General features: G+C 72.5%; 20 protein-coding genes, 1 pseudogene and 1 riboswitch. Of the genes and pseudogenes, 10 read left to right on the top strand and 11 right to left on the bottom strand.

The window, feature by feature from the left end:
- Positions 1-69: 69 nt before the first annotated feature.
- The gene (locus ABT360_RS02280; protein ID WP_351809341.1) at positions 70-510 is read right to left on the bottom strand and encodes an MmpS family transport accessory protein; all 441 of its coding nucleotides are present in this window, start codon (positions 508-510) and stop codon (positions 70-72) included.
- Positions 511-642: 132 nt separating this feature from the next.
- Here ABT360_RS02280 and ABT360_RS02275 point away from each other — a divergent pair, with 132 nt between their 5' ends.
- Positions 643-1995: an SWIM zinc finger family protein gene (locus tag ABT360_RS02275; protein ID WP_351809338.1), complete on the top strand. Its 1353-nt coding sequence runs from the start codon at positions 643-645 to the stop codon at positions 1993-1995.
- 16 nt (positions 1996-2011) lie between these two features.
- Entirely contained in the window at positions 2012-3631 is a 1620-nt protein-coding gene (locus ABT360_RS02270) for a DUF5691 domain-containing protein (protein WP_351809335.1), read from the top strand.
- Between the two features lie 732 nt (positions 3632-4363).
- Here ABT360_RS02270 and ABT360_RS02265 read toward each other — a convergent pair.
- Positions 4364-4777, bottom strand: coding sequence for a cobalamin B12-binding domain-containing protein (locus ABT360_RS02265; RefSeq protein WP_073753619.1), 414 nt, complete (start codon positions 4775-4777; stop codon positions 4364-4366).
- 295 nt (positions 4778-5072) lie between these two features.
- Between ABT360_RS02265 and ABT360_RS02260 the strand changes: the two genes are divergently transcribed.
- Positions 5073-5879 (top strand): lipase family alpha/beta hydrolase, encoded by an 807-nt coding sequence (locus tag ABT360_RS02260; protein WP_351809332.1) that lies wholly within the window; start codon positions 5073-5075, stop codon positions 5877-5879.
- 227 nt (positions 5880-6106) lie between these two features.
- Positions 6107-7546, top strand: coding sequence for a M23 family metallopeptidase (locus tag ABT360_RS02255; RefSeq protein WP_351809329.1), 1440 nt, complete (start codon positions 6107-6109; stop codon positions 7544-7546).
- An 84-nt stretch (positions 7547-7630) separates the two neighbouring features.
- Here the strand turns inward: ABT360_RS02255 and pcrA are convergent, their stop codons facing one another.
- On the bottom strand, positions 7631-10093 hold the full coding sequence (gene pcrA / locus ABT360_RS02250; RefSeq protein WP_351809327.1) for a DNA helicase PcrA: 2463 nt from the start codon (positions 10091-10093) through the stop codon (positions 7631-7633).
- A 221-nt stretch (positions 10094-10314) separates the two neighbouring features.
- Positions 10315-10483, top strand: a riboswitch (cyclic di-AMP (ydaO/yuaA leader).
- Here pcrA and ABT360_RS02245 point away from each other — a divergent pair.
- Together ABT360_RS02245 and ABT360_RS02240 are read left to right on the top strand one after the other, a co-directional pair.
- On the top strand, positions 10482-11711 hold the full coding sequence (locus ABT360_RS02245) for a C40 family peptidase (protein ID WP_351809324.1): 1230 nt from the start codon (positions 10482-10484) through the stop codon (positions 11709-11711). Its footprint overlaps the riboswitch before it by 2 nt.
- Before the next feature lie 427 nt (positions 11712-12138).
- Positions 12139-12663: a hypothetical protein gene (locus tag ABT360_RS02240; protein WP_351809321.1), complete on the top strand. Its 525-nt coding sequence runs from the start codon at positions 12139-12141 to the stop codon at positions 12661-12663.
- A gap of 7 nt (positions 12664-12670) precedes the next feature.
- On the opposite strand, the gene ABT360_RS02235 is transcribed toward ABT360_RS02240, so the two are convergent.
- On the bottom strand, positions 12671-13024 hold the full coding sequence (locus ABT360_RS02235; protein ID WP_351809319.1) for a hypothetical protein: 354 nt from the start codon (positions 13022-13024) through the stop codon (positions 12671-12673).
- Positions 13025-13255: 231 nt separating this feature from the next.
- On the opposite strand from ABT360_RS02235, the gene ABT360_RS02230 reads away from it, so the two are divergent.
- Positions 13256-14290, top strand: coding sequence for a C40 family peptidase (locus ABT360_RS02230; RefSeq protein WP_351809316.1), 1035 nt, complete (start codon positions 13256-13258; stop codon positions 14288-14290).
- Between the two features lie 61 nt (positions 14291-14351).
- Here the strand turns inward: ABT360_RS02230 and ABT360_RS02225 are convergent, their stop codons facing one another.
- From ABT360_RS02225 to ABT360_RS02215, 3 genes are all read right to left on the bottom strand, one after another.
- Complete coding sequence (locus ABT360_RS02225) at positions 14352-15668, bottom strand: alpha/beta hydrolase (protein WP_351809313.1); 1317 nt, start codon at positions 15666-15668, stop codon at positions 14352-14354.
- Positions 15669-15759: 91 nt separating this feature from the next.
- On the bottom strand, positions 15760-16458 hold the full coding sequence (locus ABT360_RS02220) for a response regulator transcription factor (protein ID WP_351809310.1): 699 nt from the start codon (positions 16456-16458) through the stop codon (positions 15760-15762).
- Positions 16455-17729: a PspC domain-containing protein gene (locus ABT360_RS02215; protein ID WP_351809307.1), complete on the bottom strand. Its 1275-nt coding sequence runs from the start codon at positions 17727-17729 to the stop codon at positions 16455-16457. Before ABT360_RS02215 ends, ABT360_RS02220 begins: the two co-directional genes overlap by 4 nt.
- Before the next feature lie 163 nt (positions 17730-17892).
- Between ABT360_RS02215 and ABT360_RS02210 the strand changes: the two genes are divergently transcribed.
- Both ABT360_RS02210 and ABT360_RS02205 read left to right on the top strand, forming a co-directional pair.
- Positions 17893-19191 (top strand): PspC domain-containing protein, encoded by a 1299-nt coding sequence (locus ABT360_RS02210; protein ID WP_351809304.1) that lies wholly within the window; start codon positions 17893-17895, stop codon positions 19189-19191.
- 21 nt (positions 19192-19212) lie between these two features.
- Positions 19213-19500 carry a hypothetical protein gene (locus ABT360_RS02205; protein WP_351809301.1) on the top strand — a complete coding sequence of 96 codons (288 nt, stop codon included), beginning with the start codon at positions 19213-19215 and terminating at the stop codon, positions 19498-19500.
- On the opposite strand, the gene ABT360_RS02200 is transcribed toward ABT360_RS02205, so the two are convergent.
- The 3 genes and pseudogenes from ABT360_RS02200 to ABT360_RS02190 all read right to left on the bottom strand — a co-directional run bounded on the left by ABT360_RS02200 (position 19407) and on the right by ABT360_RS02190 (position 21540).
- Entirely contained in the window at positions 19407-19925 is a 519-nt protein-coding gene (locus ABT360_RS02200) for a DoxX family protein (protein ID WP_351809298.1), read from the bottom strand. The genes ABT360_RS02205 and ABT360_RS02200 overlap by 94 nt on opposite strands.
- Positions 19926-20110: 185 nt before the next feature.
- Positions 20111-20617 (bottom strand): annotated as a pseudogene (locus tag ABT360_RS02195) (hypothetical protein); the annotation flags it as partial.
- Positions 20618-20745: 128 nt separating this feature from the next.
- Positions 20746-21540: a class II aldolase/adducin family protein gene (locus tag ABT360_RS02190; protein WP_351809295.1), complete on the bottom strand. Its 795-nt coding sequence runs from the start codon at positions 21538-21540 to the stop codon at positions 20746-20748.
- Positions 21541-21618: 78 nt separating this feature from the next.
- Here ABT360_RS02190 and ABT360_RS02185 point away from each other — a divergent pair, with 78 nt between their 5' ends.
- Entirely contained in the window at positions 21619-22083 is a 465-nt protein-coding gene (locus ABT360_RS02185; RefSeq protein ID WP_351809292.1) for a cupin domain-containing protein, read from the top strand.
- Positions 22084-22115: 32 nt separating this feature from the next.
- Here the strand turns inward: ABT360_RS02185 and guaA are convergent, their stop codons facing one another.
- A complete protein-coding gene (guaA, locus tag ABT360_RS02180; protein WP_351809289.1) occupies positions 22116-23699 on the bottom strand; it encodes a glutamine-hydrolyzing GMP synthase in 1584 nt (527 codons plus the stop codon).
- Positions 23700-23935 lie beyond the last annotated feature (236 nt).

The raw sequence follows: 23935 nt of genomic DNA, 5'->3' as shown, positions 1-23935 counted from the left end.
ACTGACAATCGGCCGTTTCCGCAGCTCAGAGGCAGAAACGGCCGACGTCCGAGCAGAGTTGGCGGGGTGTCAGCCGGCGACCGGCGACACGGCGATGCAGCCGGTGGCCGCGGCCATGCCCTTCGCGGTCTCCTCCTTGATGACCTTGCCCTGGTAGATGATCTTGCAGGTCATCTCGACGCCCGCGGGGTCGACCGCGACCGGGAGCACGCCGGGCGGCAGCAGACCGCGGAGCTTCACCGTCTTCTTCCACGGCAGCGCGGGCTTCTGCACGGATTCGACCTTGGGCTTCGTCATGTCCCCGCCGTCGACGTGGTAGTCGATCGAGTCGATGCCCTTGCCGGTGATCTCGTACGTCACCTCGTACTGCTCGTTCACTTCCTTCTCGACCTGCTTGGCTGCCTCGTCCTTGATCTCGGAACAGGCGCCGAGTCCGAAGACGAGCCCACCGGCGACGAGCGCGGACGCGATGGAGCGACTGGCGCGGCTGGTGCCGCTGATGCGGTTCATGCTGACCCCCCGGGTGAGTTGACTGCGTCACAGGCAGAAAACAGTAAAGGGAAAGCAAAGTCAACTCGCTGGCGTCCCGGCGAATCCGCTGGTCAGAGCCGATTGTCAGTGGGGGCCCCTACCGTCGTTCCCATGAATCAGCAGGGGGTGCGCTGGACGGCGGAACAGGTGCTGGCTCTGGCTCCTGACGACGCCTCACGCAGGGCGGGCAGCAAGCTCGGCACGGCCGGGCCGTGGTCGGGCGGCGGAAGCGACGGCTCGGGCGCGGTCTGGGGGCTGTGCAAGGGCAGCGGAAGCAAGCCGTACCAGACGATCGTCGACACCACGGGGCCGGCGTACAAGTGCAGTTGTCCGAGCCGGAAGTTCCCGTGCAAACACGCGCTGGGGCTGCTGCTTCTCTGGGCGGCGGACGGGGAGCCGGTGCACGGCTCCGACGTGCCGGACTGGGCGGAGCAGTGGCTGGCGGGACGGCGCGCACGCGCGGCGGGGGCACAGGGAGGTGAGGCGGGCGACGGTTCACCCGCGAAGAGCGCCGACCCCGAGGCGGCCCGTCGCCGGGCCGAGCAGCGGGCCGCCCGGATCAGCGCGGGCGCCGAGGAGTTGGAGCAGCGGCTGGCCGACCTGCTGCGCGGCGGGCTGGCCTCCGCCGACCGGGCGGGGTACGGGCTGTGGGAGGAGACCGCGGCCCGGATGGTCGACGCACAGGCGCCCGGCCTGGCCGGCCGGGTCAGGGAGCTGGGGGCGATACCGGGCTCGGGACCCGGCTGGCCGGTGCGGCTGCTGGAGGAGTGCTCCCTGACCCATCTGCTCGACCGGGCGTGGCTGGACATCGAGCGGCTGCCGGAGCCGCTGGCCGCGACGGTCCGCACCCGGATCGGGCTGACGGCACCCGCCGACGGCCCGGCGGTGCGCGACCACTGGTCGGTCCTCGCCCAGTACGACACCTCGGACGGGAAGCTGACCACACGCCGCGTCTGGCTGTACGGAAAGGGCAGCGGGCGGGCGGCGCTGCTGCTGTCCTTCGGCGCGGCCGGTCGCGCACCCGGGCTCGCCCTGCCCGTGGGCGTGGTGATCGACGCCGACGTCCGGCCGTACGCGGGCGCCGGGCAGCTGCGGGCCGAGCTCGGCGAGCAGTACTCGGTTCCGGCGCCCGACGCCGGGCCGCCGCCGGGCGGGTCGACGGCCGACGCGCTCGCGGCGTACGGGACGGCCCTGCGGGACGACCCGTGGCTGGAGTCCTGGCCGGTGACGCTGACCGGGGTCATACCGGTGCCGTCCCAGGGCGGTACCTGGCAGGTGACCGACGCGGACGGCGGGGGTGCGCTGCCGGTCGCCCCGGCCGCTCTCGCCCGGCCCGGCCTGTGGCGGCTGGCCGCGCTCTCCGGCGGCCGGCCGGTCTCGGTGTTCGGCGAGTGCGGGCACCGTGGCTTCACCCCGCTGACCGCCTGGTCCGCGGACACGCCCGAGACGGTCGCGCTGACCTGACGTACGGAGGAGCACGATGACCACCACCACCTGGGAAGACCTCGTCACCTCGGCGCTGCTCGGCACCGACCGCCGCGCGCCCGCCGCCGACGTCCTGGCGCGGTCGCCCGGCAAGGACGCTCCGGTCGCACTGCTGGACGCCGCCGCCGTGCACACCGTGCGGCGCCGGGCGGGCCTGCTCCCCGGACCCGCCGCCGACCTGCCCGAGCCGGCGCCGCACGACGAGCGGCCACCGCTGCCGGACACCGCCCGGCGCCGGCTCACCCAGCTGCTCGCCGACCGTTCCGGCGGGTCCTCCGGCGGCGGCCGCCGGGGCGCGGCGCCCGACCTCACGGAGCTGCTCCCGCAGTGGCTCGCCGCCGCCAACGAGCACGGCTACCGGGCGCCCGCGTCCGCGCTGCCCGCCCTGCTGGACGCGGCACGGGCCCGCACCGATCTGCGGCCGGCCGCGCTGGTCTTCGCCGGACCGCGCGGTCTGTGGCTGGCACGGCTCAACCCGGAGTGGCGGTTCGCGCTGCGCGGCGCCTCCGGGGGCACCGCGCTGCCCGACCCCGCGGACGAGGCCGCCGTGCGGCACCTGTGGGAGGAGGGCCTGTTCGCCGAGCGGGTCGCCCTGCTCGGAGCCGTACGGGCACACGATCCGGCCACAGCGGCCGCCCTGCTGGCCTCGACCTGGTCCACCGAACGGGCCGAGGACCGGCTGATGTTCCTCGACTCGCTTCGTACGGGACTGTCCGACGCCGACGAGCCGTTCCTGGAGCAGGCGCTCTCCGACCGCAGCCGCAACGTCCGCTCGACCGCCGCCGAGCTGCTCTCCGCCCTGCCCCACTCGGCGTTCGCCCGCCGCATGGCCGACCGGGCGTCCAGCTGCGTGGGCCTGGACCGTACGGGCGCGGAGGCGGTGATCACGGTCGAGGCCCCGCACGAGTGCGACGCCGGCATGCAGCGCGACGGCGTCCTGCCCGACCCGCCGACGGGCCGGGGTGCACGGTCCTGGTGGCTGGGCCAGTTGGTCGAATCGGCCCCGCTCGCCATCTGGTCGTCACGGCTGGGCGGCCGCGCGCCCGCGGAGATCGTCGCCCTGCCGGTCACGGACGACTGGCGCGACGAACTGCACGCCGCGTGGTGCCGCGCCGCGGTGCGGCAACGGGACCCCGCTTGGGCCCGCGCGCTGCTCGGCACGCCCACGACTCCTCCGGCGACCGGCCCGGGCACCTCATCGCTCGCCGAGCGGTCGAAGCTCCTGTCCATCCTGCCCGGAGGCGAACGGGCTTGCTGGGTGGCCGACTTCATCGCGGCGCACGGACTGTCGGAGGCGTTCCAGCTGCTGGGCGTCTGCACGGTGCCCTGGGCCGAGCCGCTCGGCCGCGCGGTGGTCGACGCGCTCGACATCGCCCGCGACGCCGGCAGCTACCCCTGGAGCTTCAGCGGCGTGATGGGCCTGGCCGAACGCTGCCTGGACCCCGGCCAGGCGGACCGCCTGGAGCTCCTGACAGCCGTCCCGGACGAACCGGAGGGCGCGTCGCCGGGGGCGGGGGGTTACTGGTCGGAGGCCTTCCAGCGCCTGGTCGCCACGCTGCGGCTCCGCGCGGCGATGCTGGCGGAACTCCGGGGCGTCCGCCCCGGGGCCACCTGACCCGCCCCTTCCCCGAACCGGGAGCTGGTGCGCCTGGCGGACCCGTGACGGGGTGAACGCCGGCTGCACGGGGGGCGGCCGGGGTTTCGCGCGGGTCCCCAGCGAACGGTCCTCGGCTCGTCCCCGAAGGGGGACGCGCAGTGGGTCGTGTTCTGGGCGTCGAACGACCGAACTTGCGAGGGGGACAACCCAGGACACGATCCCCGGAGCGGCCCCGACCGCACGCGTACGCGCCGGGCCGCGCCCGAAGGGCCGCGCCCGGGCGGTTGCCGCCTCCGGGGCCTGCCCCGTGGCCACACCCGGGCAGGCGGGCGCGTCCGCTGGGCCGGCCCGCAGGCCACCCACGGCCGGACGCACCACCCCGGGCAGGCCCGAAGGCTCACGCGCCGGGGACGCCCGCCGCCGGTAAGGGCACGCGGCGCCGGGCCGGGGCACGCGGCCGGACGGGCCCACCGCCCCCGGCGGGGTCGTCCCACCGGCACGGGAACCCGGCCCACCAGCACGGGCACCCCGCACAGGCACCCCGCGGACGCACCCCCGCACAGGCGCCCCCGCAGATGCCCCACGCGGGCACCCCGCAGGCGCACCACCGCGGACGCACCACCGCACAGGCACCCCCGCAGATGCCCCACGCGGGCACCCCGCAGATGCCGCAGGCGGGCACCCCGCAGACGCTCCGCAGGCGCGCCCCGCACGGCGCAGCCCCCCGGGGGAGCCCCCCGGGGGAGCCGGTTACGCCTCGGCGGAGACGCGGACGTTGGCGTTGACCCAGTCCACGATCGACGCCGTCGTGGCGCCGGGCGTGAAGATCTCCGCCACGCCCTTCTCCTTCAGCGGCGCGATGTCCGCGTCGGGGATGATCCCGCCGCCGAACACCTTGATGTCCTCCGCGTCGCGCTCCTTCAAGAGCTCGAGCACCTTCGCGAACAACGTGTTGTGGGCGCCGGACAGGATCGACAGACCGATCGCGTCCGCGTCCTCCTGGATCGCCGTGTCGACGATCTGTTCCGGCGTCTGGTGGAGGCCGGTGTAGATGACCTCCATACCGGCATCACGCAGCGCCCGCGCGATCACCTTCGCGCCGCGATCGTGGCCGTCGAGACCCGGCTTGGCCACCACCACGCGGATCGGACCGGTCACACCCATCACTGCCTCCACATGCGTCCCCCGTACCTGTATGCCGGGGAGGTGAACGAACGTTATCGACAGCATCCCGCAACCGGCCGTTTCGCGGTGGACAGGGAGGGGGAAATCACACGTGGGACATGTTCGCTACGCGTCGTACCCGCATCGGACGGCCCAGCGGCCACAGGAAAGCCGGGACGATCGCTACGGGAGCCGCCACGAGGTCGTCGTATCCCCGTGCCGCCGGCCGCGCGGCGCGGGGTACGGCCGCATCGCCCTCGCCCTCCGGGACGGCACCCCAGTTCGGAGGTCGGCCGTGAAGGTCCTGTTGCCCTGGAAGCTGCTGCCCTTCTTCCCGTTACGGCTGTCCGCCGCGCTGATCAAGGCCACGGCCCTGGAGCTGGCGATTCTCGCCGGCCATCTGGTCCTGTACCCCACGGGCATCGCACCGGAACGGCGGCCGCTCCCCGTCGGCGCCGCCCCCCACCCGCCGACCGTGCTGCTGCACGGGTTCGTGGACAACCGGTCCGTCTTCGTGCTGCTGCGCCGGTCCCTCGCCCGGCAGGGCAGCCGTCAGGTGGAGTCGCTCAACTACTCCCTGCTCACCTGCGACATCCGCGCCGCCGCCGAATTGCTCGGCCGCCACGTCGAGGAGATCTGTGACCGCACGGGACAGCGCGAGGTCGACATCGTCGGCCACAGTCTCGGCGGACTGATCGCCCGCTACTACGTCCAGCGACTGGGCGGCGACCGCCGCGTGCGCACTCTGGTCACCCTCGGGACGCCGCACTCCGGCACGACGGTCGCGCCGCTCGCGGGCGCGCACCCGCTGGTGCGCCAGATGCGTCCCGGCTCGTCCGTTCTGCGGGAGTTGAGCGAGCCGGCGCCTGACTGCCGTACGCGCTTCGTCAGCTTCTGGAGCGATCTGGACCAGTGGATGGTGCCCGTGGAGACGGCGCGCATCGATCATCCGGACCTGATCGCGCAGAACGTCCGCGTCACCGGGATCGGCCATCTCGCCCTGCCCGTGCACCCGGCGGTCGCAGCCGGCATCCGCCAGGTCCTGGAGCTGGAGTCCGACGGGACGACCGCCGGAACATCTGATTCCGCGTCCGTAGCCTGACGCGACTCGACCAAACTTCGAACAGCTCTCGAACGTAGAGCCAAAGCTCTGCCCACACTCCGCCGAAAGGCGGCCGAATGCCCGTTTCCCAGGGGGCCAAAACCCACGGAAGATTGTCGGTTGCGCATACCGCCGGGTACAGTCGCGCCCACTGCTTTCCCCTCTGGGTCCCCCGTCACCGGGGCCTGCCCAGACCTGGTCCTGCTGCCGAGGCGAGAGAGAAGTTGGTGAACGACCAGCACCCCCACGCCGGGTACGTCGGAGACGACGCCTATTCCTCGGGTAGCTTCGAGACCGGCAGCCTGGAGACCGGCAGCTTCGCCACCGATCCTCTCTTCGGCGCTCTTCCCGGCACGTACGAGAACACCTACGAAGGCAGCGGCAGTTACCACGTCGGCTACACCGCCGACCACAGCGGCCAGTACGACACCACGCAGTGGGCCGCCGCCACCGCCACCCAGCAGTGGGCCACCACGGACACGACCGGGTACGTCGAGTACTCCGCCCACACCGGGCAGTGGGGCGCCGGCGCCTGGAGCGAGGCGAGCGCCGCGCACGACGCCACCGGCCAGTGGAACATGGCCCCGGGCGCGACGGCGGCCGCCGCCTCCTTCGAAACCGGCGCCTACAACGCCAGCGCCTGGAACTACGCCACCGCGCCGACCGGGACGTTCACCGTCCCCGAGCAGTACGACTACGCGGCCGCGGACCAGCTGCCCACGCCGGAGCCGCAGACGGAGTCCCCGTCGGCCCACGAGCTCGCGGCCGAACACGAAGCGGCGTACGAGCCCGAGGGCGAGGCGGAGCCCGGGGCCGAACCCGAGGACCTGCACGAAAGCCTCACCGAAACCGCACTCGCGCCTGTCGTCCCCCGCCCCAGCCGCCGCTCAGGCGGTGGCGGTGGTGGCGGCAGCCGCGGCCGTCGCCGCACCCCCGCCAAGCGTTCCGCGCTCCTCACCGTCGCCGTGCCCTCCGCCTGTGTGATGGGAGTCGCCGGTATCGCCGCCGCGTCCGTCAGCGGCCTCACGGGCAGCGCCACCGGCGAGACCAAGAGCGACGAGAAGGCGGTGACCGCCGCCGACCCGGCCTCGGTCCAGCCGGTCGTCGCCAACAGCGAGCTCGACACCCAGCTGGCCGCGCTCAGCGCCGACGCCCGTGACTTCGGCGACCGCGCGAGCCGCACCCAGGAGCGCATCGACCTCAAGGCGCGCCAGGAAGCGGAGCGCAAGAAGCGCGAGGAGGAGGCGGCCCGCAAGGAGGCGCTGCGCCCCAAGTTCGCCCTCCCCGTCGAGTTGCACCAGCTCAGCGCCCGTTACGGGCAGGCAGGCGTCAACTGGATGTCCCTGCACACGGGTATCGACTTCCCCGTCCAGTACGGGACCCCGGTGATGGCCGCGACCGACGGCACCGTGCGCACCCAGTGGAACAGCGCGTACGGGAACATGGCGATCGTGACCGCCAAGGACGGCACCGAGACCTGGTACTGCCACCTGAGCAGCACCAAGATCCGGTCCGGCGAGGTCAAGGCCGGTGAGGTCATCGCCTACTCGGGCAACTCCGGCAACTCCACCGGACCGCACCTGCACTTCGAGGTACGGCCCGGCGGCGGCGCCGCGATCGACCCGCTGCCGTGGCTGCGCAGCCACGGCCTCGACCCGACCGGCTGAGCAGGCGCACCGGCCGAGCAGGCTGAGCGGCTGGGCACGCTCACCAGCTGAGCAGGCTGAGCACGCTCACCGGCCGAGCGGCTCCTACAGCTTCTCGACCGGCGCGTACCGCAGCAGCAGCCGCTTGGGCTTCTCGTCCCCGAAGTCGATCGTCGCCTGTGCGTCCGCGCCCACCCCGGTCACCGCCATCACGGTGCCCAGCCCGAACTGGTCGTGCGTCACCCGATCCCCGACCGCCAGCGAGATCACCGGCTTGTCCGTCGTACGCCGGGTGGCGAAGCCGGAGGGGCCGCCGGAACGCGACCGGGACGAGAGCGACGAGGACAGCGACGACGCGATCCCGGACGTCGGTCCGGCGGGCTTGGCCATCGCGCCCGTGCGCTTCCACTCCAGGTGCTGCCCCGGGATCTCCTCCAGGAACCGCGACGGCGGGTTGTACGAGGGCTGGCCCCACGCGCTGCGCATCGTCGACCGTGTCAGATAGAGCCGCTCGCGGGCACGCGTGATGCCGACGTACGCCAGCCGCCGCTCCTCCTCCAGCTCCTTGGTCTGGCCGAGGGCGCGCATGTGCGGGAAGACACCGTCCTCCATGCCGGTCAGGAACACCACGGGGAACTCCAGGCCCTTGGCGGTGTGCAGCGTCATCAGCGTGATGACGCCGGAGCCCTCCTCGTCCTCGTCCGGGATCTGGTCGGAATCGGCGACGAGGGCGACCTGCTCCAGGAACTCGGCCAGGGTGCCGGGCTCCTCGCCCCGCTCCTGCTCGAACTCGAGGGCCACGGCGGCGAGCTCCTGGAGGTTCTCGATCCGGGTCTCGTCCTGCGGGTCGGTGGAGGCCTGGAGTTCGGCGAGGTATCCCGTCCGCTCCAGGACGGCCTCCAGGACCACCGCGGGGCCGGCACCCGAGTCCACGATGGTGCGGAGCTCCTCCATGAGCGTGTTGAACCGCTTCACGGCGTTCGCCGACCGGGCCGCCATGCCGTACGCCTCGTCGACGCGGCGCAGCGCCTGCGGGAAGGTGATCTTCTCGCGCAGCGCCAGCGCGTCGATCATCGCCTCGGCGCGCTCGCCGATGCCCCGCTTGGGAACGTTGAGGATGCGGCGCAGCGGGACGTTGTCCTCGGGGTTGGCCAGGACGCGCAGGTACGCCAGGACGTCCCGGACCTCCTTGCGCTCGTAGAAGCGGACTCCGCCGACGACCTTGTACGGCAGGCCGACGCGGATGAAGATCTCCTCGAAGACACGGGACTGGGCGTTCGTCCGGTAGAAGACGGCGACGTCGCCGGCCTTGGCCTCGCCCGCGTCCGTCAGCCGGTCGATCTCGTCGGCAACGAACTGGGCCTCGTCGTGCTCGGTGTCCGCGACGTACCCGATGATCCGGGCGCCCTCGCCGGCGTTGGTCCACAGGTTCTTGGGACGGCGGCTCTCGTTGCGCTCGATGACGGCGTTGGCGGCGGAGAGGATGGTCTGCGTGGAGCGGTAGTTCTGCTCCAGCAGGATCGTGGTCGCCTCCGGGTAGTCCTCCTCGAACTGGAGGATGTTGCGGATGGTCGCACCCCGGAAGGCGTAGATCGACTGGTCGGCGTCACCGACGACGCACAGCTCGGCCGGGTCCAGGTCCTCGTAACCGGTGCCCACCAGTTCGCGTACGAGCGTGTACTGGGCGTGGTTGGTGTCCTGGTACTCGTCGACGAGTACGTGGCGGAAGCGGCGGCGGTAGTGCTCGGCGACGTCCGGGAACGCCTGGAGCAGGTGGACCGTCGTCATGATGATGTCGTCGAAGTCCAGGGCGTTGGCCTCGCGCAGCCGCGCCTGGTACATCCGGTACGCCTCGGCGAGCGTCTTCTCGAAGCCGTCGGCGGCCTGGTCGGCGAAGGTCTCCTCGTCGATCAGCTCGTTCTTCAGATTCGAGATCTTGGCGCTGAACGACTTCGGCGGGAAGCGCTTGGGGTCGAGGTCCAGATCGCGGCAGACCAGCGCCATCAGCCGCTTGGAGTCGGCGGCGTCGTAGATCGAGAAGGACGAGGTGAAGCCGAGCTTCTTCGACTCGCGGCGCAGGATGCGGACGCACGCGCTGTGGAAGGTCATGACCCACATGGCGTTGGCGCGCGGGCCGACGAGCTGCTCGACGCGCTCCTTCATCTCGCCGGCGGCCTTGTTGGTGAAGGTGATCGCCAGTATCTGGCCCGGGTGGACGTGCCGGGTCGCCAGCAGGTGGGCGATGCGGTGGGTCAGCACCCGGGTCTTGCCCGACCCGGCACCGGCGACGATGAGCAGCGGCGAGCCGGTGTGCACGACGGCGGCGCGCTGCTGGTCGTTCAGCCCCTCCAGCAGCGCGGCGGGGTCCACGACGGGGCGCGGGGCGCCGTCGCGGTAGTGGGCGTCCCGGGCCGGGGGCACGTCGAAGCGGTCCCCGAAGAGGTCGTGGGGGACCTCCTCCGCGGCCGGGCCGTGCCCGGGGCCCTCGGAGTCCTCGGGCGGCGGGGGCTCCTCGGAGGTGTGGTTCCGGAGGTCCGCCAGGAAGCTGTCGTCAAAGAGGCTGCTCATCGCCTATCGAGTCTAGGCCGCCCCACTGACAGCCGTGGACGAACGGCGGATGCGCCGAGAACAGGCCCGATTCGTCACGCTCCGTACCGAGTCGACGACATCACGCCAAGGTCACGAATACGTATCGGGCATATCGAACATCAACCTTCACAGCACCACCACAGGTTGGCTAGCGTGCTCGCCCAAGCGGTCCGTTCTCTCTTCGGCGAACCACGCCAATCGGATCGCCCACGCCGAATTCGTGCTGCCTCCACGGCAGTTCGGAACCGGGGACCCACCACGTACGACCGAGGTGAATCGGCCTGCAGCCGCTCGGGCACGGCCGTAGGGCACCTTCCAGTTCCGCCCGAACCTGACAGCTGACCCGGTAGGCGGTCCACGGAAGGAGATGCCGGCCTTGGCGTCGCATCGCAAGCCGCGCACAACGCGCACCTTGCAGACCCTGCATGCCCACTCCCCCGCCGTCGGGGTCACGACGGCCGCCGCCCTGGCCTCGGTCACGCTCCTGTCGTCACAGAGCGCGACCGCCGCGCCGGGTGCGCCGGGCGACCCCGACCGGGGACCGACGGTCGAGGAGGTACAGAGAAAGGTCGACGACCTCTACCGGCAGGCGGGCACGGCGACGCAGCAGTACAAGAAGGCCAAGGAGGCCACGGACCAGCAGCGGCGCCGGGCCGGCGGGATGCTCGACGACACGGCCGGGCGTACGGACGCCGGGCGTACGGACGCCGGGCGTACGGACGTCGCGCGTACGGACGTCGCGCGTACGGACGTCCTGAACGAGTCCCGCCGCACCCTCGGCGGCGACGCGGCCACCCAGTACCGCTCGGGCGGGCCGGCCCCGACCGCGTCGGTGGTCTTCCCGGACGCCCCGCAGGCGCTCGTGGACGGGACGCGGCTGACCGACCACCGGCACGAGACGCTCACCGACCACCGGTCCGAGCAGGCCGAGGCCGCGGAGCAGCGGGCGGAGGCGATGCGGAAGCTGGAGTCGCTCACCGCCTCGCAGGCCTCCCTCCGCACCACCAAGCAGGCCGTGCAGCGGAAGCTGGGAGAGGCACGGGTGCTGCTGGCTCGGCTGACGGCCGAGGAGCGGGCGCGGGCCGAGGCGGCAGAGGCCCGCACGCGCCACGAGCTGCACCAGGAGCAGCCACAGCACCAGCCGCACCAGCCGCACCCGCCCGAGGCGCAGTCGCCGCCCACGCCTCAGCCTCAGCCCCAGCCGCACCCGTACCCGCACGGGCACCCGGAGGACGACAGCGGCTACACCGCCAAGGCCCGCGAGGTCCTCGCCTTCGCCGAGGCCCAGATCGGCAAGCCGTACGTGTGGGGCGCGACCGGCCCGAGCTCGTACGACTGCTCCGGGCTCACCCAGGCCGCGTGGCGGGCGGCGGGGGTCGACCTCCCTCGTACGGCCTGGGAGCAGGTGTGGGCCGGGACCAGGGTCGCGACGGAGGACCTGCGCCCCGGCGACCTGGTGTTCTTCCACGACGACATCAGCCACGTGGGCGTCTACAGGGGCGACGGACGGATGATCCACGCCCCCCGGCCCGGTGAGGTCGTCCGCGAGGAGTCCATCCACTACATGCCCATCCACAGCTGCGTGCGTCCGGCCTGACATGACCTGACCGACATGACCGCGGGGGAACCATGACCGCGGGGGAACCATGACCGCGGGGGAACCATGACCGATCACCGCCGGCTGACCGTTCTGTTCGTACCGGAGACCGCGTACGGGCCGACGAACAACCGCGTCGGGATCGCGGACGTGCTGCGGCGCCGTGGCCACCGGGTGATGTTCGCCGCCGAGGCGTCCTGGCGGGGGGGCCTCAGCGCGCTCGGGTTGGAGGAGGACCTCGTCCGTCTCGCTCCTCCCCCACAGGGGGAGGAGGGGGACGCGGGCCGGTTCTGGAAGGACTTCGTACGGGACACCGCTCCGGAGTACCGCCTTCAGCCGAGGCTCGCAGTAACGGGCACCCGAGACCAGCTCCTCCGGTCACCTCCTGCAATCCGCTGGAGATCAAGAGCCCCGGCACCAGACCGGCTTGATCCAGGTACCGAGCTGCTCGGAGGTCGGCTTGCGGAACGTCCCGCACGCCTTCTCCGGTTACCCGGCCGGCGACGACTCCGGCTGGGCGGCCTTCCGGGCCGAGTACGACCGTACGCGCCGGGAGCTGTGGGCCGGCTTCAGCGCCTGGGTGACCGAACAGGGGGCGCCGCCCCTGCCGGACCTGGAGTTCATCCACGAGGCGGACACGAACCTGTACGTGTATCCCGAGGCAGCCGACTACGCGCGCGTGCTGCCGCCGCACTGGCACCGCCTGGACTCGTGCGTACGGGAGACGGACGAGGCCTTCAGCCTGCCGCCGGACCTCGCCGACCTGGGCTTCGGTGCCCGGCTGGACACCTACCGGTTCACGGACGAGGAGCTGACCGGCGCCCTGGAGCGGCTGTTCGGCGACACGTCTCTGCGCGAGCGGCCGACCGCGGCGGGGGCGGTGATCCGGGAGCGGGACGGGCTGCGGCGGGCGGCGGACCTCATCGAGGAGGCGGCCGCCCGGGGCGCCTGACGGGCGATCAGGTCCAGAGGGTGGCGATGAAGATGTTGGCCATGGTCAGGCCGCCCACGGCTCCGAAGGCCGCCTTGTCGACCCGCTCCTCGTCCCGCTTGACGTAGACCAGGCCGAGGATGACGACCAGGACGGCCAGCTTCACACCGATCTTGATGTTGTTCACGGTCTGGTCGTCCGCCTGGTTGAGGCCGACCAGGACCACTCCCGTGACCAGCATGGTCAGCGCGCCGTGCAGCATCGCCGGGCCGAAGCGTGCCGCACCCTCGCCCATCGCCTTCATCTGGGTCAGGAATCCACCCAGGAGGGCGGCGATACCGATGACGTGCAGCGCGACGAAGACATTGATGAGTACGTCCATGGGGCGGAGCCTAGCCGGGGCAATACCACCGGTCTCCGGCCAGGGTCGCCTCATTCGTCGCATCGGTCGCAGCTGATACGGAATGCAGGATTCCGAGACCGTGGCCCCTTCCGAATCCGCTCCCGAACCCTCACTTGCGGCCAATTGCGGTCATGCCGCCGCTCGGCCGTGACTCCCAGGTTTAGCGTCCTCCCCCAGGCCCGACCCCGCCGAAGGAAAGTGAGCGCCCCCGTGGCAGCGCACCGGAAACCGAAGCAGCACCCGTTGAGCGGCCGCGCGGCCGTGACCCTGGCACTCGCCGGGGCGGCCGCCGCCACCGCCTTCGAGGGTTCCGGGTACGCCGAACCCCACCTCACCCCCGCCCAGGTCAAGGCCAAGGCCGACCGGCTGTACCGGGAGGCCGAGGAGGCCACCGAGAGGTACAACGGCGTCAAGGAGCAGGTGAAGCGGGCCGAGGCGTCATTGGACGCCCTGCGCGACGAGGCCGCCCGCCGGACCGCCCGCCTCAACACCGCCCGCAACGCGCTCGGCTCCATAGCAACCGCCCAGTACCGCAACGGCGGCCTCGACCCCGCCGCCCAGCTCGCGCTCTCCAGCGACCCCGACGCGTACCTCCGGGGCGCCGCCCTCGCGGACCGGGTCGGCGACCGCCAGGCCACGGCCGTCACCGCCGCGCGCAGCCAGGTCACCGAGCTCGCCCGGCTGCGCGCGGAGGCCACCGGCCGGCTGCGCGAGCTGACGGCCCAACAGGCCGAGCTGGCCCGGCACAAGGCGACCGTCCAGGGCCGGATCGCCGCCGCCGAGAAGCTCCTGGACCGGCTCACCGCCGCCCAGCGCGCCGCGTACGACGGCACGTCGGCCCGGGCCTCCCGGAGCGACTCCCGCGGCGCGCCCCGGACCCCTGTCCCGGCGCCCAACCCGCGGGCAGCGCAGGCGGTCTCGTACGCGTACGGAGCCTTGGGCAAGCCGTACGTGTGGGGTGCCACCGGGCCGTCGGCCTTCGACTGCTCGGGGCTCATCCAGGCCGCCTGGCGCTCCGCCGGAGTGTCGCTGCCCCGCACCACGTACAGCCAGATCGACGCCGGCCGGCGCGTGTCCCGCTCCGCGCTGGCCCCCGGCGACCTGGTGTTCTTCTACTCGGGCATCAGCCACGTCGGCCTCTACGTCGGCGACGGCAAGATGATCCACGCCCCTCGGCCGGGCGCCCCGGTACGGATCGCGCCGATCGACGAGATGCCGTGGGCGGGCGCGACCCGCGTGGCCTGAGCGCGCCGCCGCGCGGCGGCGCGACCACGTACGGCGGCGTCCGCCGGCAGCAGCCCGGTCGCTAGGGGCGGCCGCCGACGGACAAGGTGCCCGGCCCGGCCCCGGCGCCGGACCCTTCGCCCGTGCCCGCGGCCATTCCCGCGCCGTCGCCCCGGCCACGCCCCGCGCCGGGTCCCCGGTCCTGGCCCTGGCCCTGGTCCTGGTCCTGGCCGTCGCCCGCGGCGGCCCCCGGGCCCGCGTCGGTACCCGGGCCCCGTCCGGCCCCCGCGCCCTCGGCACGGAACTGCTGCGTCAGCCACTGGAAGACCGACGGCACCTCCCGTACCCACGTGCTGATGCGGTGACCGCCGTAGACCTGCTGGACGTCGATGCGCGTCGGCGCCTTGGACGCCTCCCGCAGCGCGACGCCCTGCTGGTAGCCGTCGCCCCCGTCGCCGGTGACGAGCAGCGTGACCCGGGGCGGCACCGGGGCGGCCCTGAGCATGTTGAGGGGGTTGTGGGCGTGCCGCAGCTCGGGGTCCTTGGCGGTGAGCGACGACGGCTCGGCGGCCGGGTCGTTGTAGCCGGACATGCTGACGCCGAACCGGTAGCGGTCGGGGTGGGCGATGGTCAGCTTCGTGGCGCAGTGGGCGCCCGACGAGAATCCGACGACGGCCCAGCCGTCGGCCGTCTCCGAGGCGCGGAAGTTGTCGATGACCATCTTGCGTACGTCGACGCTGAGCCAGGAGTCGGCGTTGACCTTGCCGGGCACGTTGGCGCAGCCGGTGTCGGTGTGGCCGAGGACGTTGCTGCGCGGCGAGACGAGGATGAACGGCTCGACCGTGCCGTTCCTCATCAGCGGCTCCAGCTGCTTGCTCACGTGCATGCTGCCGAACCAGGACTTCGGCGAGCCGGGGAAACCCGAGAGCAACTCCACGACGGGGAACTTCTTGTCCTTGTGGGCCGGGTCGTCGTACTGCGGCGGCAGCCACACGTACACCTCGGCCTTCACCCCCGATATCCGCCCGTCGAGGACGGTCCGCCGTACGCCGGGGCCCACATTGGGGTCGTCGACGGGGCTGAACGTCTGCTTGACCTTCGGCAGGTCTGCGATGCGCCTGCCGCCCAGGCCGTCGGGGCCGAGGTCGATGGCGGAGTCGACGTGGTCACTGGTGCCCAGCAGGTCGTCCCAGCTGTCGTACAGCCCGTTGACGTTGTTCACCGCGACGAAGACCACGACGATCGCCGTGAGCTGCGCGAAGGCGACCATGCCCAACCGCGTCGCGCCCCGGACGAGGGCGGGGCCGCGCACGCGGCTCCACAGCGCCAGGGGCAGCAGAACGGCGACCACGGCCAGGACGACCGCGGTCACGAGGAAGGGAGTACCTGTCAGGCTCATCACGGGGAGTAGGAGGGAACCTGTGCCGTACTGGTTGCCGCTCCTATGTACCGGTTACATCACAAATACCCCTGGCGGTGTCCGGCAGCCGTCACACCAGGCGGCGGGCGGTCGCCCAGCGGGTCAGCTCGTGCCGGTTGGAGAGCTGGAGTTTCCTCAGCACCGCCGAGACGTGCGACTCGACCGTCTTCACCGAGATGAACAGCTGCTTGGCGATCTCCTTGTACGCGTACCCGCGCGCGATCAGCCGCAGCACCTCCCGCTCCCGCTGGGTGAGCCGGTCCAGGTCCTCGTCGACCGGCGGGGCGTCCGTCGAGGCGAACGCGTCCAGCACGAAGCCGGCCAGCCGGGGCGAGAACACCGCGTCGCCCTCCTGGACACGGAAGACGGAGTCGACGAGGTCGGTCCCGGTGATCGTCTTGGTGACGTACCCGCGCGCACCGCCCCGGATGACCCCGATGACGTCCTCGGCGGCGTCCGAGACGGACAGGGCAAGGAACCGCACCGGGTTCTCGGGGGCCGTCATCAGGCTCGCGCAGCGGCGCAGCACCTCGACACCGCCACCGCCCGGGAGGTGGACGTCGAGGAGGACCACCTCGGGGCGGGTCGCACTGATCACGGCGACCGCCTGGTCGACGTCGGCGGCCTCACCGACCACCTCGACGCCGGTCGTCTCGGTCCGGCCGATCTCGGCCTGCACGCCGGTGCGGAACATCCGGTGGTCGTCCACCAGCACGACCCGCACCCGACGTCCCGCGCCGCCAGTCGTCGTGACGCTCTCGTCGGTCATCCGTCCGCCCTCTCCATTTCCAGCTCCACTTCGGTGCCGTCACCCGGCACCGACCGCAGCCGCGCGGTGCCTCCGTTGCGCTGCATCCGGCCGATGATCGATTCTCGTACGCCCATCCGGTCGGCGGGTACGGAATCGAGGTCGAAGCCCGGCCCCCGGTCCCGTACGGACACGAAGACCGTGCGGCCCTCGACCTCCGCGTACACCTGCACCGCCCCTCCCTCGCCACCGTACTTGGCGGCATTGACCATGGCCTCACGCGCGGCCTGCATCTGGGCAGCCAGTTTCTCGTCGAGCGGGCAGTCGCCGACGACCACGACCTCCAGGGGCACCCCGTGCGTGTCCTCGACCTCGGCGGCGGTCTTCTTGACCGCCTCGGCCAGGGTGTCCGGCTCCTGGTCCTCGTCCTTGCCGGTGCCCTCCGGCCGGTACAGCCAGTTGCGCAGCTCGCGTTCCTGCGCCCGGGCGAGGCGGCGGACCTCGCCGGGGTCGTCGGCGTTGCGCTGGATCAGGGTGAGGGTGTGCAGGACGGAGTCGTGCACATGGGCGGCGACCTCGGCCCGTTCCTGGGCCCGGATGCGCATGGTGCGCTCCTCGGACAGGTCCTGCGACATCCGCACCAGCCAGGGACCGGCGAGCAGCGCCATCCCGGCGAGGACGGCTATCGCGGCGGTGAGCGCGGTGCCGAGCTGGGCGGCCGAACCGCGCACCACCATGAAGACCGTCAGCCCCATGCCGACGAGTGCGACGCCGGCCAGGCCCCGCACGAGCTGGAAGATCCGCTTGCGGCGCCCCGGCTCGGTCCAGCTGGCCCGCCGCGCGTTGTCCACCTGACGCCACACCAGGACGACGCCGACGCCGACGAGCAGGGTCGGCCACACATACCGGTTGGCGTCGCCGCCGAGGTCGACGCTGGTGACGAAGCCGATCGCACCGACGGTGAGCGCGATCAGCGCCACGATCTGGCCCTTGTCGGGCTTGCGGAGCCGGCGCCGGCCGTCGGGCGTGGTCGCGAAGACGGAGCGCGGCTCGGCGGACCGGCCGCCGACGCCCAGCGGAACGACGATCCAGAAGACGGCGTAGACCAGCACACCGAGGCCGTCGGCGATGAAGAGGGCCAGGAAGACCAGCCGCACCCAGATGACGGGAAGTCCGAGGTGCCCGGCCAGCCCGCGCGCGACGCCGCCGAGCATCCGCCCGTCGGCGCTGCGGTAGAGCTTGCGCACGGGCGGTTCGTCGGTCGTCTCGGGCGGGCGGGTGGCGACTGGCATGTCCCGATCGTCACACGCCGGCCGCCCCCGGACATCAGGGCCGTCCCTCATCCGACCCTGAGAAACCCCCTCGTCCAGGGGCGGCGGCCGACGGGGCAATATCAGGGACGGGCCAGGGTCGCGGAAGGTGCCGACGTGGCTCACGGGCCGTCACCATGGACGTATGACGTCGACGACCCCCGCTCCCGCCGCGACCGATGGCGGACCGCCCCACCCGCCGCTGCGGCGCACCACGCGGCGGAAGGTCGTGGCGGGGGTGTGCGGCGGGCTGGGACGGCACTTCGACCTGGACCCGGTGATCTTCCGGGTCGCGATCGGAGTGCTCGCCGTGACCGGGGGCCTCGGCCTGGTCTTCTACGGCTTCGCCTGGCTCCTCATCACGGCCGAGGGCGACGACGAGAACGAGGCGCGGCGGCTGGTGTCGGGCCGGGTCGACGGCGCCTCGTTGATCGCGCTGCTCATGGCGCTGGTGGGCTGCGGCCTGTTCCTGTCGATGCTGGGCAACGGCAGCACGATCTCCTTCTCGATGCTGCTGATCATCGCCGTCAGCGGGGCGGCCGTCTGGTCGCAGCGGCGCCGGCTGGCCGACGGCCACGAGGCGGTGGCGGACCCGTCGACGGGGCACACGGTGGCGGAGGCGCCACCGGAGACCAAGGCGCCGCCGCCGCCGGAGTCCCCGTCGTGGTGGCGGGAGCCGATCGTCAAGGACGGTACGTCGGGGCCGGTGCCGCTCGGGTACCTGTGGGGACCGGCCGACGGCGCGGGGGTGGAGGACGCGATTCTCCGGCGCCCCGCGAAGAGCGCCGGGGCGGCCGCCGCCCGCGCCCGTGGCCCGCGTTCCCTCGGCGGCCCGGTCCTCCTGCTGGCCCTGGTTGCGGGCGGGCTCGGCACGGGGCTGTCCTGGGCGTCGCAGCCGCTCGGCGCCTGCTTCCAGATCGGGCTGGTGTGCGCGCTGGTGGTGTTCGGGCTCGGCCTGGTGGCCGGTTCGTTCCTGGGGCGGACGGGTGCCGGCACGGTCCTCATGACGGTACTGACGGCCGTGCTGCTGGCGGGCGCGTCGCTGATACCCCGGCAGATCGACACGGAGTGGATACGCACGTCCTGGCAGCCGGCGACCACGGCGGACCTGCGCCCCCGGTACGAACTGGGCACCGGCGTCGGCACCCTGGACCTGTCCCGGCTGGCCGTTCCCGCGAACCGGACGGCGCGCACCACCGCCGAGGTCGGCGCGGGCCGCCTCCACGTCGTCGTCCCGGAGAACGTGACCGTGAGGGTGCGCGCCGAGGTGGGGCTCGGCGACCTGCGCCTCCCGGCCGACCCGCCCAACGACATCGACATCGCCCCGGACCGCGAGGCGACCCGCACGATCGCCCCGCCGAAGGGCACGGCCCCGGCGGGCACGCTCGACCTCACCCTCGAGGTCGCGCTCGGACAGGTGGAGGTCACCCGTGCCGCGTCATGAGAAGCCCGTGCCCCCTCCCCCGTGCCCGGTCCCGAGGAGCACGGCCGGTGGCGCCACGAGTTCCACCCGGGCCGGCTGGTCCTGGGCCTCACCGCCCTGGGCATCGCGGCGCTGTACGCGGGCGACGCGGCCCGCGCCTGGGACACACCCTGGTACGCGGTGCTGCCCCTGCTGTGCGGGGGGATGGTCCTGGCGGGCGCCGCCGGCTGGATCGGCTACCGCGCCCGGCGCCGTCGCGCCGCCAGGCCCGCGTCGAGCGACAGCAGCGGGGCACCGGCCAGCACGAGCGGCAGCCACGCCATCAGGTAGGCGAGGTCGTTGCCGTAGTAGTAGGGGTCGGACTGCCAGCTCACGGTCAGCCACAGGCTCAGCGAGATGAGCGCCCCGCCCAGCGCGGCGAGCCGTGCCAGCAGTCCGACGAGCGTGCCGATGCCGACGGCCAGTTCACCGAAGGCGATGCCGTATCCGAACCCCTCCGGGTTCTTCAGCGCCAGGTCGACGAGCCAGGGCACGGCGGAGGAGTCCCGGACGGACCGCATCATCTCGCCGATCGAGCCGGTCCCGGACGCCGCCATGAAGCGGTCGTCGGTGATCTTGTCGAGCCCGGCGTAGATGAAGGTGACGCCGAGGAAGACCCGCAGCGGCAGCAGCGCGTACCGGGCGGCGGTCGCCTTCCAGCCGGGCGGCCCACCGGCGTTCCCGTAGGTCGCTGTCGTCCGGTAGGTGTGCGTCATCGCCGGCCTGCCTCTCCACACGGCTGTCCCCGAAGCCGATTCTCCTCGGCATTCCCGCCCATGGATACGCGGCGGACCGGAGACCGGTTCAGGAGCGGCCGCCGGGGTACGCCGGTCCGACGCGGTACGCCGGGCGGCAGGCAACAGGCGCCAGACAGCGGTCAGGGGTGGCCGGCCGCCAGGTCGATGACGAGGAGCACCCACCCGGCGGCGACCGCCCTGGACGTCGACAGCCGGTTGTCCTCGCCGATCAGGGGCGCGAGGAGCCCGCCGTACGCCCGGTGCGCACGGGCCGCACCGGTCAGCAGGGCGCCCATGCATATCGCTGCGCCCAGCCCCGCCGTCCGCGCCCAGGTCCATCCGCCGCCCCCGCCCGGCGCGGCCACCGCGTGCGCCGCCGCGAGGAGGGCCGCCAGTGCCGCGACGGTGCCCCACACGGCGTACAGCGTGCCGCGCCACACCACGTGCGGCCATGCCTCGCCGAGCGCCCGGCCCCGCTCGGCGACCGTCCGCGCGTGCCGGCCGAGCTCGTCCGACACCCAGCGCCGTGACGCGCCGTCGGGGAGGTCCGGCACGCCCTCCCCCGACGCCAGCCGGTCGCGCCGGGCCCGGAACGCGGCCACCGCCCGCCGGTGCTCCTCGCGCGCCCCGTGCGTACAACCGCCGCACCGCCTCGCCTCGTGCACCGCCATGGCGGCCCCTTCCGTGTCTCAACCGGCGTCTCAACCACCCGACAGGGAAAAGGAATTCTTTTGAACGCCATGACCCGCGCCCGTCCACACCTCCCCAGGAGTGAAAATCCCGCTTCGAAAGTGACCGCTTACGACAGGAGTTCGGGCTCGGAGCGACTGATCTGCCGCCACAGCGGCTGATAGTTGATCCAGGCGACGAGATCGCTGCCGAGCCGTTCACGCGTGGCGACCGCCTCCCGGTGCTCGACCGGCACCGGCTTCCCCGCCGCCCGGGCCGCGAGCTGCACGCGGCTGCACCGCTCCATGGTGATGAACCACCAGGCCGCCGCGTCGACCGAGCCGCCGACCGTCAGCAGCCCGTGATTGCGCAGGATCATCGCCTTGCGCCCACCGAGCGCGGCCGCGATCCGCCGCCCCTCTGCGGCGTCCACGACGACGCCCGTGTACGCGTCGTACAGGCAATGGTCCTCGTAGAACGCGCACGCCTCCTGCGTGATCGGCTCGATCAGCTCACCGAGCGCGGCCAGGGCCCGGCCGTACGTGGAGTGGGTGTGCGCCACCGCCACGACGTCGGGCCGTGCCCGGTGCACCTCGGCGTGCACGGTGAACGCCGCCTGGTTGACGTGCTCGGTGCCCTCGACGACCTGGCCGTCGCCGTTGACGAGGATCAGGTCCCGGGCGGTGAGGCCGGCGAGCGGCTCCCCGAAGGGGTTGACCCAGAAGCAGTCGGGGAACTCCGGGTCGCGCGCGGTGATGTGCCCGGACACGCCCTCCTCGTACCCGAACCGCGCGAACAGGCGCAGCGCCCCCGCCAGCCGCCGCTTGCGGTACGCCCGCTCGTCGGCCACGGACGCGTGGGTGGGCGGCATCGCGAAGTGCAGCCGCTCGACGGGTATCGGCGTAGGTGCTTCGGCTTCGCTCATGGCCGGAAGTTACCGCCGGTCACGACAACTGACCAGAGAGATCACACCCATGGGAGCGGCTGGAGCAGAATGCACCGCATGACGGACGACGACCGCACCTCGCCTTCGCCCCTGGTCGATCTCCTCGAGCTGCAGCCCCACATCGAGGGCGGCTGGTTCAGGGAGACCTGGAAGACGACCGGATCGACCACACCCGACGGCTACTCCGGCCCCCGCACCTTCGCGACCGGCATCTACTTCCTGCTGCACCCGGGCGAACGGTCGCGCTGGCACCGGGTGCGCTCCGACGAACTGTGGCTCTGGCACCGCGGCGGCCCGCTCCGCCTCTCCCTGGGCGGCGAGGGCGACGCCCCGTCCGAGCCCTGGGAGCTGGTGCTCGGCCCGTCCGTCGAGACCGGCGAACAACCGCAGCTCCTCGTCCCCGCCGGCACCTGGCAGGCGGCCGAGCCGGCGGGCGACGAGCCGGTCCTCGTCACCTGCGTCGTCGCGCCGGGCTTCCACTACGACGACTTCACGCTCGAAGCCGCCGCCCACAGGAAGTAGGCGACGGCTCCGGTCGGGTCAGAGAGGCGTGATCACTCCCACTCGATGGTGCCCGGCGGCTTCGACGTCACGTCCAGGACGACCCGGTTGACGTCCTTCACCTCGTTGGTGATCCGCGTCGAGATCTTCGCCAGCACGTCGTACGGCATACGCGTCCAGTCCGCCGTCATCGCGTCCTCGGACGACACGGGCCGCAGCACGATCGGGTGCCCGTACGTACGCCCGTCGCCCTGCACGCCCACCGACCGGACGTCGGCGAGCAGGACCACCGGGCACTGCCAGATGTCGCGGTCGAGACCGGCGGCCGTCAGCTCCTCGCGGGCGATGGCGTCGGCCTCGCGCAGCAGGTCGAGCCGCTCCTTGGTGACCTCGCCGACGATACGGATACCGAGGCCCGGGCCCGGGAAGGGCTGGCGCTGGACGATCTCCTCCGGCAGGCCGAGCTCCTGGCCGACCATCCGGACCTCGTCCTTGAACAGCTTGCGCAGCGGCTCGATCAGCTGGAACTCGAGGTCCTCGGGGAGCCCGCCCACGTTGTGGTGCGACTTGATGTTGGCCGTGCCGGTGCCGCCGCCCGACTCGACGACGTCCGGGTAGAGGGTGCCCTGGACGAGGAACTCGACGGGGTGGTCGTCCGGCGCCTCGGCGACGATCTCGGCCTGCGCCTGCTCGAAGACCCGGATGAACTCCCGGCCGATGATCTTCCGCTTCTCCTCGGGGTCGGAGACCCCGGCGAGCGCCTCGAGGAACCGCTCCTGCGCGTCCACGACCTTCAGCTGGACGCCGGTGGCGGCCACGAAGTCCTTCTCGACCTGCTCGGTCTCGCCCTTGCGCATCAGGCCGTGGTCGACGTACACGCAGGTCAGCTGCGAGCCGATGGCCTTCTGTACGAGGGCGGCGGCCACCGCCGAGTCCACACCGCCGGACAGGCCGCAGATGGCGCGCTTCTCGCCGACCTGGGCGCGGATCGCCTCGATCTGCTCCTCGATGACGTTGCCGGTGGTCCAGTCGGGGCGGAGGCCGGCGCCGCGGTAGAGGAAGTGCTCCAGGATCTGCTGGCCGTGCGTGGAGTGCATCACCTCGGGGTGGTACTGCACGCCGTACAGCTTCTTCTCGTCGTTCTCGAAGGCCGCGACGGGCACGACGTCCGTGGACGCGGTGACGGTGAACCCGTCCGGGGCGGCGGAGCAGGCGTCGCCGTGCGACATCCACACCGGCTGCTCGGCCGGGGTGCCCTCGAACAGGGTGGAGGACGCCTTGCTGACGTGCAGCGGCGTACGGCCGTACTCGCGCGCGCCGGTGTTGTCGACGGTGCCGCCGAGGGTCGTGGCCATCAGCTGGAAGCCGTAGCACATGCCGAAGACGGGGACGCCGGCCTCGAAGATCTCACGGTCGAGCTGGGGGGCGCCCTCCTCGTACACGGAGGACGGGCCGCCGGAGAGGATGATCGCCTTCGGGTTCTTGGCCAGCATCTCGGCCACCGGCATGGTGGACGGGACGATCTCGCTGTAGACCCGGGCCTCACGGACGCGGCGGGCGATGAGCTGGGCGTACTGCGCGCCGAAGTCGACGACGAGTACGGCGTCGGGCGCGGCAGCGGGATTCGCTGATGACACTACGGCGGCCTTCCGGCGGGAGGAGCAGGAGGAGTCTGTATGTCGATTCTACCGGCGCGGCCGGGGGAGCCTTTGTCTCACCATCCGAACCCGCACCCGTCCTCCTCGGCCGATGGTCCATACTGACCGCATGCGCAAGCTCTCGACCTTCGTCTTTACCTATGGCACCGGCCCGTCCGGCTGCCATGGTCGTGCTGCTTGAGCCACTGACAAGCGACTTCCCAGGCGCCCCGGGC

The organism is Streptomyces sp. NPDC000229, assembly GCF_040300825.1.
Lineage (GTDB): Bacteria > Actinomycetota > Actinomycetes > Streptomycetales > Streptomycetaceae > Streptomyces.
This window is presented reverse-complemented; position numbering and strand designations above follow the sequence as displayed.